Origin of the sequence: Frankia sp. R82, from assembly GCF_023716925.1 — a bacterium.
Classification (GTDB): Bacteria; Actinomycetota; Actinomycetes; order Frankiales; family Frankiaceae; genus Frankia.
On sequence record NZ_JAMQQG010000287.1, the window covers coordinates 1 to 14403 of the forward strand.

12 protein-coding genes are annotated in these 14403 nt (G+C 70.5%); 5 read left to right on the plus strand and 7 right to left on the minus strand.

Going from position 1 to position 14403, the window contains the following annotated elements:
* Window positions 1-627 precede the first annotated feature (627 nt).
* Window positions 628-1623, plus strand: a complete 996-nt coding sequence (locus tag ND747_RS21890) for a bile acid:sodium symporter (RefSeq protein ID WP_374216296.1) — start codon at window positions 628-630, stop codon at window positions 1621-1623.
* 141 nt (window positions 1624-1764) lie between these two features.
* Here the strand turns inward: ND747_RS21890 and ND747_RS21895 are convergent, their stop codons facing one another.
* Window positions 1765-2661 (minus strand): NAD(P)H-binding protein, encoded by an 897-nt coding sequence (locus tag ND747_RS21895; protein ID WP_251735932.1) that lies wholly within the window; start codon window positions 2659-2661, stop codon window positions 1765-1767.
* 134 nt (window positions 2662-2795) lie between these two features.
* Between ND747_RS21895 and ND747_RS21900 the strand changes: the two genes are divergently transcribed.
* The 4 genes from ND747_RS21900 (at window position 2796) to ND747_RS21915 (ending at window position 7863) form a co-directional block, all read left to right on the plus strand.
* Entirely contained in the window at window positions 2796-3647 is an 852-nt protein-coding gene (locus ND747_RS21900; RefSeq protein WP_251735933.1) for a LysR family transcriptional regulator, read from the plus strand.
* Window positions 3648-3840: 193 nt separating this feature from the next.
* A complete protein-coding gene (locus ND747_RS21905; protein WP_251735935.1) occupies window positions 3841-5097 on the plus strand; it encodes a cytochrome P450 in 1257 nt (418 codons plus the stop codon).
* 253 nt (window positions 5098-5350) lie between these two features.
* Window positions 5351-6448 (plus strand): AMP-binding protein, encoded by a 1098-nt coding sequence (locus ND747_RS21910; protein ID WP_251735937.1) that lies wholly within the window; start codon window positions 5351-5353, stop codon window positions 6446-6448.
* Complete coding sequence (locus ND747_RS21915) at window positions 6448-7863, plus strand: aldehyde dehydrogenase family protein (RefSeq protein WP_251735938.1); 1416 nt, start codon at window positions 6448-6450, stop codon at window positions 7861-7863. The genes ND747_RS21910 and ND747_RS21915 overlap by 1 nt, the downstream gene beginning before the upstream one ends.
* Before the next feature lie 53 nt (window positions 7864-7916).
* Here ND747_RS21915 and ND747_RS21920 read toward each other — a convergent pair whose 3' ends face one another.
* From ND747_RS21920 to ND747_RS21945, 6 genes are all read right to left on the minus strand, one after another.
* Window positions 7917-8105 (minus strand): endonuclease V, encoded by a 189-nt coding sequence (locus ND747_RS21920; RefSeq protein WP_308204669.1) that lies wholly within the window; start codon window positions 8103-8105, stop codon window positions 7917-7919.
* A gap of 118 nt (window positions 8106-8223) precedes the next feature.
* Window positions 8224-9963 carry a carboxylesterase/lipase family protein gene (locus ND747_RS21925; RefSeq protein WP_251735941.1) on the minus strand — a complete coding sequence of 580 codons (1740 nt, stop codon included), beginning with the start codon at window positions 9961-9963 and terminating at the stop codon, window positions 8224-8226.
* Between the two features lie 138 nt (window positions 9964-10101).
* Window positions 10102-10248 carry a hypothetical protein gene (locus ND747_RS21930; protein ID WP_251735943.1) on the minus strand — a complete coding sequence of 49 codons (147 nt, stop codon included), beginning with the start codon at window positions 10246-10248 and terminating at the stop codon, window positions 10102-10104.
* A gap of 62 nt (window positions 10249-10310) precedes the next feature.
* Entirely contained in the window at window positions 10311-11633 is a 1323-nt protein-coding gene (locus ND747_RS21935) for a hypothetical protein (RefSeq protein WP_251735945.1), read from the minus strand.
* Window positions 11634-11672: 39 nt separating this feature from the next.
* Entirely contained in the window at window positions 11673-13673 is a 2001-nt protein-coding gene (locus tag ND747_RS21940) for a hypothetical protein (protein ID WP_251735947.1), read from the minus strand.
* Entirely contained in the window at window positions 13670-14395 is a 726-nt protein-coding gene (locus ND747_RS21945) for a toll/interleukin-1 receptor domain-containing protein (protein WP_251735949.1), read from the minus strand. The genes ND747_RS21940 and ND747_RS21945 overlap by 4 nt, the downstream gene beginning before the upstream one ends.
* Window positions 14396-14403 lie beyond the last annotated feature (8 nt).

Genomic DNA, 14403 nt, shown 5'->3' on the forward strand with positions numbered 1-14403 from the left:
CCGACATCGTGCTCGCCGGCGCGGCGGAGGCGCCGATCTCGCCGATCTCGGTTGCCTGCTTCGACGCGATCCGGGCCCCGGTTCCGACCCGCCGGACGATCCCAGCACCCCCGACGAACGCCGCCGCGGCCCCGTCTGACCCGACGACCCGCCGAGCGCACCTCGTCGATCACCCTCGCCATCGGCACCTTGCCGTCCAGCCGCCGGTCACACTCCGCAACGCCCTGCGCGTCCCTTTGTCGCGTGTCGAGGCTCGGCGTGTCGATCTTTGTGGCCCTTCTACCGGGTTCGCGGCATCGTTTTGTCCATTCCGTCCCTGCGGAAGCATCCAGCCCTGCCGCGCCGCCGGCTACCGCCGCCCGCCGGTGCCGCCTGCTGGCGCCTGCGACGGTCACGACGGTCACGACGTGTCACCCCGCTCGGTCGTGGTCAGCTCGGTCGTGGAGTCCACGCTGATGTGAGGTGTGGTCGCTGGGCAGTGTTCTCGCGATGGCAATGTGTGGATGACGAGGGCGATCGAGGATCCACGAGATGCGCCTTGGCCTCGACGACGACGACGACGGCCGGACGTGGCGTGTGGGACGGGGTGGCGTGGTGGGAGTCGACTCGGTGGCGGTGGACAGGGTCGTGGCGGTGGACAGGGTCGGGGCGGTGTTGGAGCGGTGGCAGGTGAGGGTGTACCTGGTCGCGATCGGGGTCGGGGTGGTGGTGGGGCTGGTGCTGCCGGGGGCCGGACCGGGGTTCGGGCCGGCGGTGAGTCCGCTGCTCGCGGCGCTGTTGTTCGTCACGTTCCGTCAGGTGCCGGCGGTGGAGCTCGCGCGGTCGTGGCGGGACGGGCGCTTTGTGGCGGCGGTGCTGGTGGTGAACTTCCTCGTCGTGCCCGCGGTGGTCGCGGCGCTGCTGCCGCTGCTGCCGGACGAGCGGGCGCTGCGGCTCGGGGTGCTGCTGGTGCTGTTGTGTCCGTGCGTGGACTGGGTGGTCGTGTTCGGCGGACTCGGCGGTGCGCGGCGCGCGCAGCTGCTGGCGGTGACACCGGTGCTGCTGGTCGTGCAGCTGGTGCTGCTACCGGGCTATCTGGGCGCGTTCCTCGGCTCCGCGCTCGGGGATGTGGTGCGGGTCGGGCCGTTTCTGTGGGCTTTCGCCCTGCTCCTCGTCGTTCCGTTGGCACTGGCGTGGACGGTGCAGGCGGTGCTGGTCCGCCGGCCCCGCGGACGGTTCGCGGGTGTGGTCGCCGCGACGGACGTGGCGATGGTCCCGGTGCTGGCCGCGACGCTCGTCGCCGTGATCGCCTCGCAGGTGCCCCGGGTACGCGGCGGCGGTGGTGACGGCGGTCTCGGGGAGGTGGCCCGGGTGGTGCCCGCCTATGTGCTGTTCGCCGTGGTGATGGTGGGCGCCGGGGTGGCGGTGGCCCGGCTGTTCCGCCTGGACGCGCCGGCCGGACGCGGGGTCGTGTTCAGCGGGACCGCCCGTAACTCCCTCGTCGTGCTGCCCCTCGCCCTCGCTCTGCCGGACGATCTCGCCGTGGCGGCGGTTGCCGTCGTCACCCAGACGCTGGTCGAGATCCTCGCCATGGTCGTCTGCGTCCGCGTCGTCCCCCGCCTGCTGCCGGACCCCGGACGGTAGGCGGCCCCGGCTGGCAGGAGACCCGGCTGGCAGGAGACCCGGCGCTGGCGGCTGCTGACGGTTGCGCGGAACCGTCAGCGGGGGACCCCGAGCGCGCGGTTGCGCGGAACACCGAGGCCGCGCGTCCAGCGGGTCCGGCGCTCAGCCGAGGACGGCGGGGCGGAGCACGTCCGTGCACCACTGGCGGAACGTGGTGGGGCTCGAGGTCGCGGGGGTGCGCCGTTCGCCGTTGTCGAGGCCGTCGTTCTTGGCGTCGATCATGTCGATCATGGCGCGGGCCATCGCCGCCGACCAGCCGGCCGCCACCAGGCCGTCGTACTGTGCCTGGCCGCTGATCTGCTGGTGGCGGACGGGGCGCCCGAGCACGTCCGACATGATCTCGGCGAGCTCGTGGCTGGTGACGTCCTGCGGGCCCAGGACGGCGACGCCGTCCTGGCCGCGCCACGAACGGTCGCGCAGCAGCTCGGCGGCACGGGCGGCGATGTCGCGGGTGGCAACGGTGGGGAAGCGCAGGTCGGCGCGCGTGGCGGAGAAGATCACCCCCTGGTCGCGGATCGAGGCGACCTGGCGGAGCCAGTTGTCCATGAACCCCGGCAGCGCCAGCGCGCGCAGCGCCACGCCGGTGGTGGCGATCAGGTCGTCCATGGCCAGCGATGCGGTCACCAGGCCTGCGCGGTCGGCCACCGGCGTGCCGCGTCCGAGCGCCGAGACGGTGACGACGTGACGCACCCCCTCGCTGCGGATCGCCGCGCAGGCCGGGCGAGTGAAGTCCAGGTAGGCGTCCTGTGGGTTCGTCGCGGCGTGGTTCGGCGGCACGAGCCAGAACACGGCGTCGGCGCCGACGAAGGCCTTCGCGACGACGTCCGGGTCGGCGTGCGAACCCGCCACCACCTCGACCCGATCGCGCACCTGCTCGGGCAGCGCATCGGGGCGACGGGCGATGACGCGGAGCGGCTCGGCGCCATCGACGCCGTCGGCGAGCAGCCGGGCCAGCAGCTGGCCACCGATATTGCTGGTCGGTGCGGTGACAACGATCATGATCTGGTTGCTCCAGGGTTTCGGGGACGGTGCCATGGCCGCCCGGCCAGCCGGCCAGCCGGACAGCCGTCAGTCAAGGCCGCGGGACGCCCTGGGGGAAGGACCGATCCGGTCCGGATTCATATCCTGGCGGTATGAGTACACCGGAGTGGTCGGGCGGCGAGCTGGAGGTTCGCGAGCTGCGGTACTTCGTCGCCATCGCCGAGGAACTGCATTTCGGCCGGGCCGCCACGCGGCTCGGGATGGCCCAGCCGCCGTTGTCGCGCGCGATCCGCGAGCTGGAACGGCGGCTCGGGGCGCAGCTGCTGGAACGCACCACCCGCCGGGTCTCGCTCACCGCGGCCGGAGACGTGCTGCTGCGCGACGCCCGTGTCGCCCTCGAGGCGGTGACGGCCGCCGCGCGCCGGACCCGCCATGCCGCCCGGCCGGCCCCGACGCTGCGGGTCGCCCTCAAGGCGGACTATGACGCGGGCCTGCTGCCCGGCATTCTCGCCGCCTACCACGAGCAGGCGGCGGCGATCGCCGTGGATCTGCTGCTCGGTGGGCGCGGCGAGCAGGAACAGGCGCTGCGCGACGGTCGGGCCGATGTGGGGCTGCTGCCCACCCCGGCCGAGGCCCGCGGTCTCGACGTCGAGCCGCTGCTGACCGAACCCCGCCTGGTGGCCCTGGCCGCCACCGATCCACTGGCTGACCGCCCCACCCTGAGTCTCGCCGACCTGCATGGACGGCTGCTGCCCGACGACCTGCCCGCGTCCTCGGCGCCCCGGGACCTGGCCCAGATCTTCATGCTCGTCGAGCTCGGCACCATCATCTGGTATCCGCCGCGGTCGCTGGCCGAGCGGCATCCACGGCTTGGCGTGGTCTATCGCCGGGTCACCGACCTGACGCCCAGCACCCTGTGCGTGGCGTGGCCGAGTGACTGTCGCTCGCCCGCCGTCGCCGCTTTCGTCCGGGCCGCTGCCACGGTGTCCGCCGCAGCCGGTTGATTGGTGCTGCTTATCGGCGCCGCGACGCTGCCGAATTGCCGGGAGCAGGGTTTAACGGACGTTTTATCCGGGCGGCGGTCGTGATTCACGCAGGATGCAAGAATGGCGACGTCCAGCGCGGCGGCGGGGCGGTCAGGCAATGGGCCCAGTCCGGTCGCCGCCGAGGTTCTACGCACCACGGGGAGATGCGCAGATGACCGCCGTCACACCACCGGAGGCACCCGTAACGGCCGGGTGGCAGTACACCGGCATTCTGTCCGCGCTGGCACTGGGCAGCCAGCCCGACCCGTATCCCGCCTACCGGCAGGTCCGCGAGCTCGGGGTCTTCCTGCCCGGCGAGATCGCCGGCGGGCGGATCACCCTGGTCACCGGGCATGCGGCGGGCTCCGCGGCGCTGGCCCATCCCGCGATCGGGCATGGCTACCGGGACGGCGTGAGCTACCGCGGCACCGTGGAGGACGGGCTCGGCTCCCTGCTGCGCGCCGACCCGCCGGACCACGGTCGGCTGCGCCGGCTGGTCGGTCGGGCGTTCACCCCCGGAGTCGTCGCGTCGCTGGCTCCCGGGATCACGGCGACCGCCGACGAGCTGCTCGACGCCGCGCTCGACCAGGGTGAGGTCGACGCGGTCACCGCGTTCACCCGTCCGCTGCCGCTGCGGGTGATGTGCCGGCTGCTCGGGGTGCCCGACGCCGACGAGGTGTTGTTCGGTGACTGGGCGGACGCGCTCACCCGCGGTCTGGACCCGCGGCCGATGCTGAGCGCCCAGGAGAACGCCGCCCGTCAGTCCGCCACCGTCGCCTTCGAGGCCTACTTCCGCGACCTGCTCGCCGACCGGCGGGCGACCCCCCGCGAGGACCTGCTCAGCCGGCTGGTCGCCATCCACGACGAGGACGGCGACGCGCTGACCGAGACGGAACTGCTGGAGCTGTGCACGCTGCTGCTCGTCGCCGGCTACGAGACGACCGTGAACCTGCTCGGCGCGGGCATCCTGGCGCTGGCGGCCCATCCGGCGGCGCTCGCCGCGCTGCGGTCCGACCCGGACCTGATCGGCCCGGCCGTCGAGGAGATGCTGCGCTACGACCCGCCGGTGCAGGTCATCGGCCGCACGGTGCTGGCGGACGTCGAGATCGGCGGCCAGGAACTCACCCAGGGCGACGGTCTGCTGGTCCTGGTGGGCGCCACGAACCGGGACCCGGCCGCTTTCGACGAGCCGGACGACTTCCGCATCGACCGGTTCGCCGGCAGTGGACGTGCTCGGCGCCACCTCGGCTTCGGCGTCGGCATCCACTACTGCCTGGGTGCGCCCCTGGCCCGCATCGAGGCCGAGCTGACCTTCCGCGCCCTGCTGCGCCGGGTTCGCAACGTCACCGTCGTCCCCGAGGACGTGACCTTCCGTAGCCAGATTGTGGTCCGCGGCGTGCGTACTCTCCCACTGCGGTTGGCGGCCTGAGCGCCGCAACCCTGACCCGCGGGGTCGGAACGGGCGGCCGGAACGGACGGCCGAGCAGGGCGGTTGTGCCGGGAGACTGAACGGCACACGACCCGTGGATGGCGGCGCGATGTCGTGACCGGCGTGTCGTGGACGGAAATTCCAATGATGCAATCGGTAGCTGCTGCACGGGACGCTGCACGGTCGACGATCGGCGACGATCCGGACTGCCGGTGATCGAACCGGCGGTCCGACGCGCCCGCGGAGGCTGCGCATGAGCACCACCGTCCTGGATCTACCCGAACCCGGCCGACCCCCCTCCGACCTGGATCCGCAGGAGTACCTCGCCGCGCTCATGCGCTGGCACTTCTCCACCGAGACCGGCAGCGCCTTCTGGCTGCGCCGCGTCCGCGGCCTCGAGTTCGACCCGATCGCCGACGTCCGCACGTTCGACGATCTGCGCCTGTTCCCGAACGTCGTCGACGAGTTCCGGGACGTGCCGGTCGAGGACCTGATTCCGCGCGGGCTGACCGGCGCCGACCGGGCGATCGCCGGGGTGTACGAGTCCGGCGGGACGACCGGCCGCCCGAAGCGGTTCGTCATGTTCGACCGCTGGATGGAGTTCGCCCTCGGCTGGGACGAGGCGCACTACACGCCGCTGGGCCAGGCGAACGTGCTTGCCGTCGCCCCGAGCGGCCCGCACATGTTCGGCGAGTTCGCTCGCCGCCGGGCTCGCCGCCACGACGGGGTGCTGTTCTCCGTCGACCTCGACCCGCGGTGGATCAAGGCACTGCTCGGCCGGGGCGACACCGAGGAGTCCGAGCGCTACGTCGCCCACGTCGTCGACCAGGCCGCCCATGTTCTGCGCACCCAGACCGTCGGTGTTCTCATCACCACCCCGCCGCTGCTGGAACGCCTTTCCCGCCACGACGACCTGGTCGAGATCATCCGCAAGGATGTCCGGTACATCTGCTGGAGCGGCGCGCATCTCGACGCCGACACCCGCGACCTTTTCCGGGACGAGCTGTTCCCCGGAATTCCGTTGAAGGGTCTGTACGGCAGCACCACCATTCTCGGCATGTCCCGGGAACGCGACGTCGAACGCGCCGACGGCCTGGCTGCCTTCGATCCGCCGAGCCCGTACATCGCCTTCCGCGTCGTCGACCCGGCCACCGGCGACGACGTGGCCGACGAGCAGCGCGGCCAGGTCGTCATGAACCACCTCACCAAGTACGCACTCATCCCGAACAACCTGGAACGCGACCACGCGCTGCGGATCGCGCCGCCGCCGGGCTGGCTCGGCGCCTCGGTCGCCGACGTCGGCCCGGTCGCCACGTTCGCCGACAGCCCGGTCATCGAAGGGGTCTACTGATGGACGCCACCCTCCCCGCCGCCACGACCGCCCTGGCGGCGGCCGGGACCGTCCAGATCGACGCGCTCGGCGTCATGGGGCCGTATCGCAGCCGCAGCCGGGTGCCGCTCACGTCGGTGTCCGGGGCACCGATCGGGGAGATCTCCCAGGTACCGGCGCTGTACGTGCGCCGCACGCTGGCGGCGATGCGGGCCGCCCCGGTCGTGCCGGCGGACGAGCGGCTGGCCGCGATGGAACGGGCCGCGGACGTGTTCGCCACCGCGACCATCGGCGGGTTCGACCCGGACGGCTACGTCGAGCTCGTCTCGACCGCCTCCGGGGTGCCGCGGGCGGTCGTCCGGCAGTCCGTCGAGTGGATCACCGATGTGCTGCGCTCGCAGCGGGAGGTCCTCGAGCTCGCCCGCCCGACCGGGGCCGTCGGCGACTGGCGGGACGGGCGCACGTACGCGGGCTCGGCGGTGTGGGCCCGCCGCGGCGACCTGTTCGCCGTCCACGCGGCGGGCAACACCCCGGCAGTGCACGGCCTGTGGCCGGAGGCACTGGCTCTGGGCTACAAGGTGGTGGTGCGCCCGTCGTCCCGCGAGCCGTACACGGCGTTTCGGCTGGTCACAGCGCTGCGCGAGGCGGGCTTTCCGCCTGCGACGATCACCCTGCTGCCCACCGACCACGGCGTCGCCGATGTGATCATCGGCGAGTCGGACTTCGCGATCGTCTACGGCGGCCAGGACGTCGTCGACAAGTACGGCGCCATCCCCACCGTCCTGCCCCAGGGCCCGGGACGCTCGAAGATCCTGGTCACCGCGGACGTCGACTGGCGGGAGAAGATCGACCTGATCGCCGGGTCGGTGAGCCACCTCGGCGGCACCGCCTGTACCTGCACCACCGCCGTGCTGGTCGAGGGCGACCCGGCACCGCTGGCCGAAGCCCTCGCCCAACGCCTGGGCCGCATCCCGAGCCTGCCCGCGGACGATCCGCAGGCCATCCTCACCGTGCAACCCACGGCCTCCGTCGTCGAGATCGACCGCTACCTGCACCGGATCGCCGGCAATGCCCGCCCCCTGCTCGGCGGCGACACGATCGTCGACGAACTGCCCGGCGGCGGCGCGGTGCTGCGTCCCGCCGTCCATCTCGTCGACTCGGCCACCGCCCCGCAGCTCGGCGTCGAACTGCCGTTTCCCTGTGTGTGGATCGGCCCATGGCGGCCCTCCGACGGTCTCGCCCCACTGCGCGACACCCTCGTGCTCACCGCCATGACCACCCGCGGTGAGCTGATCGACGCCCTGCTCGACGACCCGACCATCACCAACGTCTACGTGGGCGACCATCCGACGACCTGGCTGCGCCCCGGCGTCCCGCATGACGGCTACCTCGCCGACGTGCTGATGCGCACCAAGGGCATGATCCGCTCGGCGTAGCACCCGCACCTCTGGCCGGTTCCGCGGAACCGGGCGCCTGTTCTCGACGGTGATCACGGCGCTGGCTCGGCGTTCCGGCCGGGCTGGGTTGTCCCGCGGTGGGTGGCGAGGGTGATGCGGCTGAGGAGGTCGGCGGCGTGGGTGGTCTCGGGGAGGCGAGAGCGCGGGCAGAGGTCGAGAATGCGCTGGCAGGCATCGTCGAGGTTCGTCCGATGGCCCACCGAGACGTACACCTCTGCCACACGTCTCGGTACACATCGTCGACCGGCGTCGGGACGGCGAACTCGCCCAGGTACGGCTTCATCGCCTGCGTGACGTTGTCACGCAGGCGTCCGTAAACCCTGACGGCGGCGGCGGAATTCAGCGTCCGACGCTCTGCCAGAAGTCGCAGTGGTGTTCGGCGGCGAGGTCGACGGTGGCGATCCGGCTGGGCGCCAGCCGCAGGGTCGGGCCGGCGGTGCCGGTGAGCCGCGGCCAGGCCGGCTGGGCCGGGGCGCTCGGGGTGCCGGTGCGGGCGAAACTCGCCCAGTAGTCGATCATAGTGTTGGCCAGGGCGGTCTGGGCCTCGCCGCGCAGATAGTCGTGGCCGGCCAGGTCGAACAGGAAGGGAAGGTCGGTGGCGTGGGCGGCGCCGGGATCGAAGGCCGGCGACCCGATGCCGTTGACGTCGGGTGCGTGCGGATCGTCGAACTCGGCGCTGTACACCGTGGATCCGTGCCTGGCCAGCGCGGTGTTGCCGGCGAGCATCGGGCACATCCAGGACGCGTCCGTGATCACCGTCGACCAGGCGATGGCCGCGCTCGGATACCGCGCGAGCGGGTACTGGGCGGCGACCCGTCCGGCGCTGGCGCCGAACGCGGTCGCGAGGTCCTTCGGGTAGGACGCGGCGGTGTAGGTGGGCCTCAGTTTCTCCACTCCGCCGACGAACCCCCGCTGCTCGTCATGATCACCGCTGGACAGCACCGGGACCTCGATGTTCTGTCCGTCCGCGATGGCCCTCGCCGGGTCCTTCGGCAGCAACGGGGTGCCGAAGGCGAGCACGTTGGAGAACAACGACGTGATCTTCAACAGATCCCCGGTGGACGTCCGCCGCAGGCAGGCCAGCACCGACGCTGGCGCCGTCGTCCCCGCGCCGGTGCAGCCGAGGGTCGCGGCCCTGGTGCGGCCGAACGTCTCGCCGTCGGCGAGGCTGACGAACGGGGTCTGCGCCGGGGTGTCGGGGAGCAGGCCGTTGCGTGGCCAGCGCACCTGGCAGGCACCGCCGGACGACATCGCCACCCGGTTGACCAGTCCCCTCGCCGCCGGCGAGGTGAGCAGCGCGCAGGCACTCATCGCCCCGGCCGACTCGCCGAACACGGTGATGGCGTTGGGATCGCCGCCGAACGCCTCGGCGTTCTGCTTCGCCCAGCGGGTCGCGAGAATCTGGTCGGCGAGCCCGAAGTCGCCGCTGCCGGCCAGCCCCGGCAGTGACAGATAGCCGAACACCCCCAGCCGGTAGTTCACCGTCACCACCATGACGTGCCCGCGGGTCGCCAGCCGGGCCGCGTCGTACACCGACCCGGAGCCGGTGGTGAACCCGCCGCCGTGCCACCACACCATCACCGGCAGTTTCTCGCCCCGCTGCATCGTCGCCGGCGTGGTGACGTTGAGGAAGAGGCAGTCCTCGGACGGGGAGGCCGTGGCCGACGCGCCGGGCGCGATGCCGGCCTGGGCGCAGCTCGCGCCGGCCCGGGTCGCCTCGACCGGGCCCGTCGGCTTTGGCGGCGCCACCGGCATCGTCCACCGTCGCGCCCCCGTCGGTGCCTGCGCGTACCGAACGCCGAGGAACTGCCGTACCTGCGCTGTGGCCATGCCCTGCAGCCGTCCACTGGACGTGTCCACCGTCAACGGCGCCGGCTCGCCGCCCGGGGTGCCCGCCCCCGACGACGGCATCGACGTTGATCCGCCGCCCGACCCCGCCGATCCGCAGCCCGCGGCCAGCCCCACCGCCGCCACCACCGCCACCACCGCCGCGGCCAGCACCCCGCGGAATCCACCCGTCCGCTGGCGCGACCGCGGTGGCCGGCGGGCGGGAGGCGGAATCCGGTGCTGGTCGCGCATGGTGACTTCGGTTCCCCTCGACGGCCGGGCGGACAGCGGGCGTGCAGTGGCCGAACGCCGCGTTCGGCTGCTGTCGAGACGGGTGCCTACCCAGACCTCATCCGGCCAGTCCGGATCCGCCCGTAACGGCCGTTTTTATCACCCGTTCTTCCGGGGCCCCGCCGCGCTGGGCGGGATGACCTGGCGGGCGAGGCGGTCCGGGTCGATGAGGGCGAGGATCTCGGGGGCGAACAGATCGTGCAGGACGAAGGCCAGCCGCTCGGCCGGGGTCAGCGTGTCGAGCACCTCGGCTGGCGAGATCTCGACCCGTATCCCACTCCGATCGTCATCCGCATCACCCCCGTAGCTCAGTTTGGTCCGCTGCCGTCCTGCGACCAGGGGCTACGGTGCATGACAGCACCATCGTCGGCGCGGGCGTCGTCAGCCTGCCGGCCACCCGGAATCCAGGTTCCTGGACGATCCGCGTCACGTACGCGACCTCCGTGCACGGCTTCGGCCTCCTGGTCGACCTGGTCGCTGTCGTCGGATCTGGCGTTATCGTCCGGGGTGGGAGGGGACGGGGCTACGGGAGAGGACATTTCTTCCGGAGCCAACCGGGTCAGGATCGCATCAGCCACATCGGCACTGTCCTCGCGCAGGCATCGGGCGATCATCCGGGTGATCATCGACCGTCGCGGATCGTCGGTCCGCAGGCCGGTGCTGGCCAGGAACAGCTCAAGAGACTCGGCCGGTCCAGCCGGCCGGGCGGTGACCGTCGCGGCTGTCTCGGCGGGAGTCGGCAGATCCACATACGGGGCCCTACCGCTTCCGCTCTCGCCGTTGCTTCCGCTGGCTCCTTCGGGTTCCGTGGTTCCACGGGTGCGCTCGACGGCGGTAGGGTCCAGCAGACGGCGGAAAGAGTCGGACAGCTCTGTTCCGGTCGCTGCCGCAGACAGCAACCCAAGCGCCTTCATGCTGTCCACCGCTTCGTCGATCTGCTCATTCTGCTTCGACAGCCACCAGACGACCGCGCTACCCGGCGACTTCAGGACGTCGTCGCTGAGGTAGCTGCGCCGCTCCTGTTCCTGGCGCCGCTCGTGGCCCCACACCTCCTCCTGTCGGCGGATCTCCGCAAGTCGTGCGAGGTGTGCGCGGTCCTGCTCGGCGAGTTCGAGGGTGATGTCTTCGGCCATCACCCGGATGCGACCGGTGGAGTCCGGTTCAAAAACGCCCAACCTGGTAGTCAGCTCCGCCTCGGCCGCGAACAGGCGTCCGGGCTCCCAGCGTTGACCGACCGAAGATGCACGTTCGAGAATCGCCTGCCGGGCCAGGCCGGCCCGGTTGAACGCCATCTCGGAGGGTGCAGAGATCTCCATCCAGCAGAGGGTGGCCGAAAACAGGAAGTCGTAGTCCGTGTGCTTGCTCGGCAGCGCCATTCCCTCGAACCTCTGTCGCTGTGCAGGTGCAGGTGCAGGTGCAGGAGTCGCGGATGGCGGGGATATTAAATCCGGATCCGGCACGTCGAAGAACCACGGGTCACGGCGTTCGGACAGAAGAATGGCGAGATAGGCCAGGAACAGGAAAATAGGAATGATCCATACAGGCCACCTGCTCCAGGGGCCGACGAGTGCAACGATGAGGCCAAAGGTGGTGAACCCGAGGCCGATCGCGATCTTACGGGTTATTGGCATGGCGTTTCTCCGCGCGCAGGAGTGTGGGGTGACATCGCCTCAGGCGGCCAGTATCCGAAAAGCTCGGGCTGCCATCGCGTCGTCGACGTCGCTCCGTCGGCGGCCGTCATCGGGTCGTGCGGCACGGCGCCAGACCGAGCAGATCTGGAGCAGCCGGCCAAGCAGGATGGCCTGGCTCATGCAGCCGGCGATCAGCACCTCCATGAGGAGCTCTCGGTGCTCGGGATCGTCACCGGCCGCGGTGAGCCACGTGTGCACGCGGGCGATCGTCTCCTTGGCGAGCGTCCGGTCGGGAAAAGCTACCGCCCAACAGCGCACCAAGCGGTCACGGACCGAGCGCTTACCTAACAGGGTGCCGCCCCGGCCGGGGGTGATGAACACCATCGGATCGACAAGGTCGAGGAAAAGCTCGAGGTCAGTGCGCCAGTAGTCGCTACCAGGCTGTCCCCGCTGGAATCCGTCCGCGAGTCGGCCGAGCAGATAGACGGGTAGGCGGTCGTCCTCACGCACCCGGCGTTGTAATGCCTCCCGGGCGGCCCGGGAGGCATCCGGACGCCGGGCGAGATGGCGCAGGCGCACCACCGCCTGGTGAGGATGGTCCACGGACATCACGTCGTCGCATACCGATACGAGTACCGCGGCCAGCCCCTCGGAGGTATTTTTCCCGGCTGACCATTCGTAGATCCTCTGCCGGAACCATCCGCCGTGCACATCGTTTGTCAGTCCACGCTCGAGAATCCGGCGGGCTGCCGATGCGGAGACCGTGTTCAGCCGTTCAGTTAGCGTGGTGATCAGTGTGCCCAGGGTTCCCGGTCCGGTGCGGGTGCCCTCGCCGAGAAACTGGTCTGCGAGCCGGGTCGCCAGGTCGCCGCGACCGTCGGCGTCGAGGCCGGGCAGTCGGTGGACCTGCTGGAACCATGTCGGCAGGATCCGATGGACCTCGGGTACGTACACCGAAAGATATCCGCGCACTGCCAGATCATGATTGGGATCACGGAATCGGACCCGGCCGTCCGGGCTGATGCCGGCCTCGATCGCCGAGATACGACTGTGCCAGCTGTGTCGGTCCAGCACCGGTGCCTCCTCCGGTGGATGCTCCACCAGCGTCAGCAGGCCTTCGGTGGCATATTGGATGTCGTCAAGGCGTGCTCCATGCAGCATCGCCACCGTCAGGAGCAGGGCTCGCTGAGATCCCCCCTGCAGGCCGGCCAGTTGCCGTTGGACGTCCTCATGCCTTGGCTCAGCGGCGCGAAGTGCGGCAGCGCACCACTCGTCAACATCGCGCAGACCCGACTGATGCGCGCGGACGATCAGTCCGGCCAGGTTGGCGACCGCTGACAGGCTGGTCTGCCGCTGCACACTGGTGCGCAGCGAAGATGGTGGTCCACCGTGGAGAGCAAGGTTGACTTGCTGAAATCGAAGGTGTCGCATCAGCACCCGCTCGGGGGCAGGCCGTCCGAGTAGCACGACGAGGTGTCGGAACTCATCCAGAAGACCCCCCTGCCCCACCCCGGGAAGGATCCCGACGAGCTTGGCGTCCTGTTCGCGTAGTCGCTCGCGGAGCGCGGACAGTTCCTGCTGCGCCCATTCCCAGTGCTGGCCCGTCACAGCTGACAGGTCGAGCACGATGCGGTCGTTGGCGTCGATCTCGTCCGCCTGTGCCCAGAGCTCCTGCTGGTCCTGCTTCGGCTTTTCCTGGTCCTTGATGTTTCCGTCGTTTTCGACGACCTCCGTCCGAGGCAGGCCGCCACACTCGTGCAGCAATACCCGGGCGGCGGTTGTCCGCCCGCATCCCGGGCGGCCCTCGAGGAGGACGAGACCGTGACGTTCCAGGATGTCCCGTGCGCGGGCCATCCCTGTTGGTGGCGCAAAAACTCGATCCAGTCGGCGGAGCTCGTCGGCTGCCACCCGCCGCGGCGAGCGCCGTCGTGCTGCGCTCTCCGCCCGCAACGTCTGATAGATGTTCTGGATGTTGGTCTGGTGAACGTCGATGCCGTCAGAAGCGGATATGGAGGGAACTGTCAGAGGTAGTGTGCTCATGATTCTGAGCTGCGGGAGTTGTGATCGCCGTAGCCCTGTCTGATGCCGCCGCGAACGTTTCCCCTGATGTTGATGTTGTCGTCTCCCCGGCGGGTCTGGTTGAAGCTGCCATGAATCCCTCCGACATTTCCGTGCGTTCCATAGTCGACCGTCGTCGTGGAGTGGTCGTCGGTCCGGATGTTGTCGCGTTGCGCCGGTGGGTACTCGTCGCCACGGACGGTGTGGTGAATCGTGGGCTCGCCGTCGGCGGGGCGGGCTCGATCCACTTTTGCCAGTAGTGGCACGTGATGGACAAGCAGGTCACCGAGTGTGCTGAGGTCGGTACCAGTCTTTTGTGGGTCGAGAGGCCACGACTGGATTTCCCCCAGCGGTGCCAACTCGTCGGGTAGCTCCGTGGGATTGATCCGAGGGACGCGGCGTCCGACCAGCACCGGCAGTACCGTCGTGCCTGCGGCCAGCGCATAGGCGATCTCCCGGCGGACCCAGTCCGCCGGGTCCTGCAGCTTTGGGGAGGTGGCCCAGCTTGGTCCGATCACCGCGATCAGGACGGCGCATTCCTGCACTCCACGGTATATTTCGGAAGGAAAAGCGTTGCCGGCGAGAATCGAGGAGGATGCCCGAAAGATGTGGCCTGGTCCGAAGCGGTGCTCGATTTCCCGCTCGAGCAGCGCCGCGGTGCTGTCGCCGTCACCTGTGCGGTAGTTGACGAAGATCTCTGCCATGACTGAGA

Excerpts from the sequence above, each read along its gene's own strand:
- ND747_RS21895 (WP_251735932.1), bottom strand. The coding sequence starts at position 2,661 with ATGATCGTTGTCACCGCACCGACCAGCAATATCGGTGGCCAGCTGCTG.
- ND747_RS21900 (WP_251735933.1), top strand. The coding sequence starts at position 2,796 with ATGAGTACACCGGAGTGGTCGGGCGGCGAGCTGGAGGTTCGCGAGCTG.
- ND747_RS21905 (WP_251735935.1), top strand. The coding sequence starts at position 3,841 with ATGACCGCCGTCACACCACCGGAGGCACCCGTAACGGCCGGGTGGCAG.
- ND747_RS21910 (WP_251735937.1), top strand. The coding sequence starts at position 5,351 with ATGAGCACCACCGTCCTGGATCTACCCGAACCCGGCCGACCCCCCTCC.
- ND747_RS21915 (WP_251735938.1), top strand. The coding sequence starts at position 6,448 with ATGGACGCCACCCTCCCCGCCGCCACGACCGCCCTGGCGGCGGCCGGG.
- ND747_RS21925 (WP_251735941.1), bottom strand. The coding sequence starts at position 9,963 with ATGCGCGACCAGCACCGGATTCCGCCTCCCGCCCGCCGGCCACCGCGG.
- ND747_RS21935 (WP_251735945.1), bottom strand. The coding sequence starts at position 11,633 with ATGCCAATAACCCGTAAGATCGCGATCGGCCTCGGGTTCACCACCTTT.
- ND747_RS21940 (WP_251735947.1), bottom strand. The coding sequence starts at position 13,673 with ATGAGCACACTACCTCTGACAGTTCCCTCCATATCCGCTTCTGACGGC.
- ND747_RS21945 (WP_251735949.1), bottom strand. The coding sequence starts at position 14,395 with ATGGCAGAGATCTTCGTCAACTACCGCACAGGTGACGGCGACAGCACC.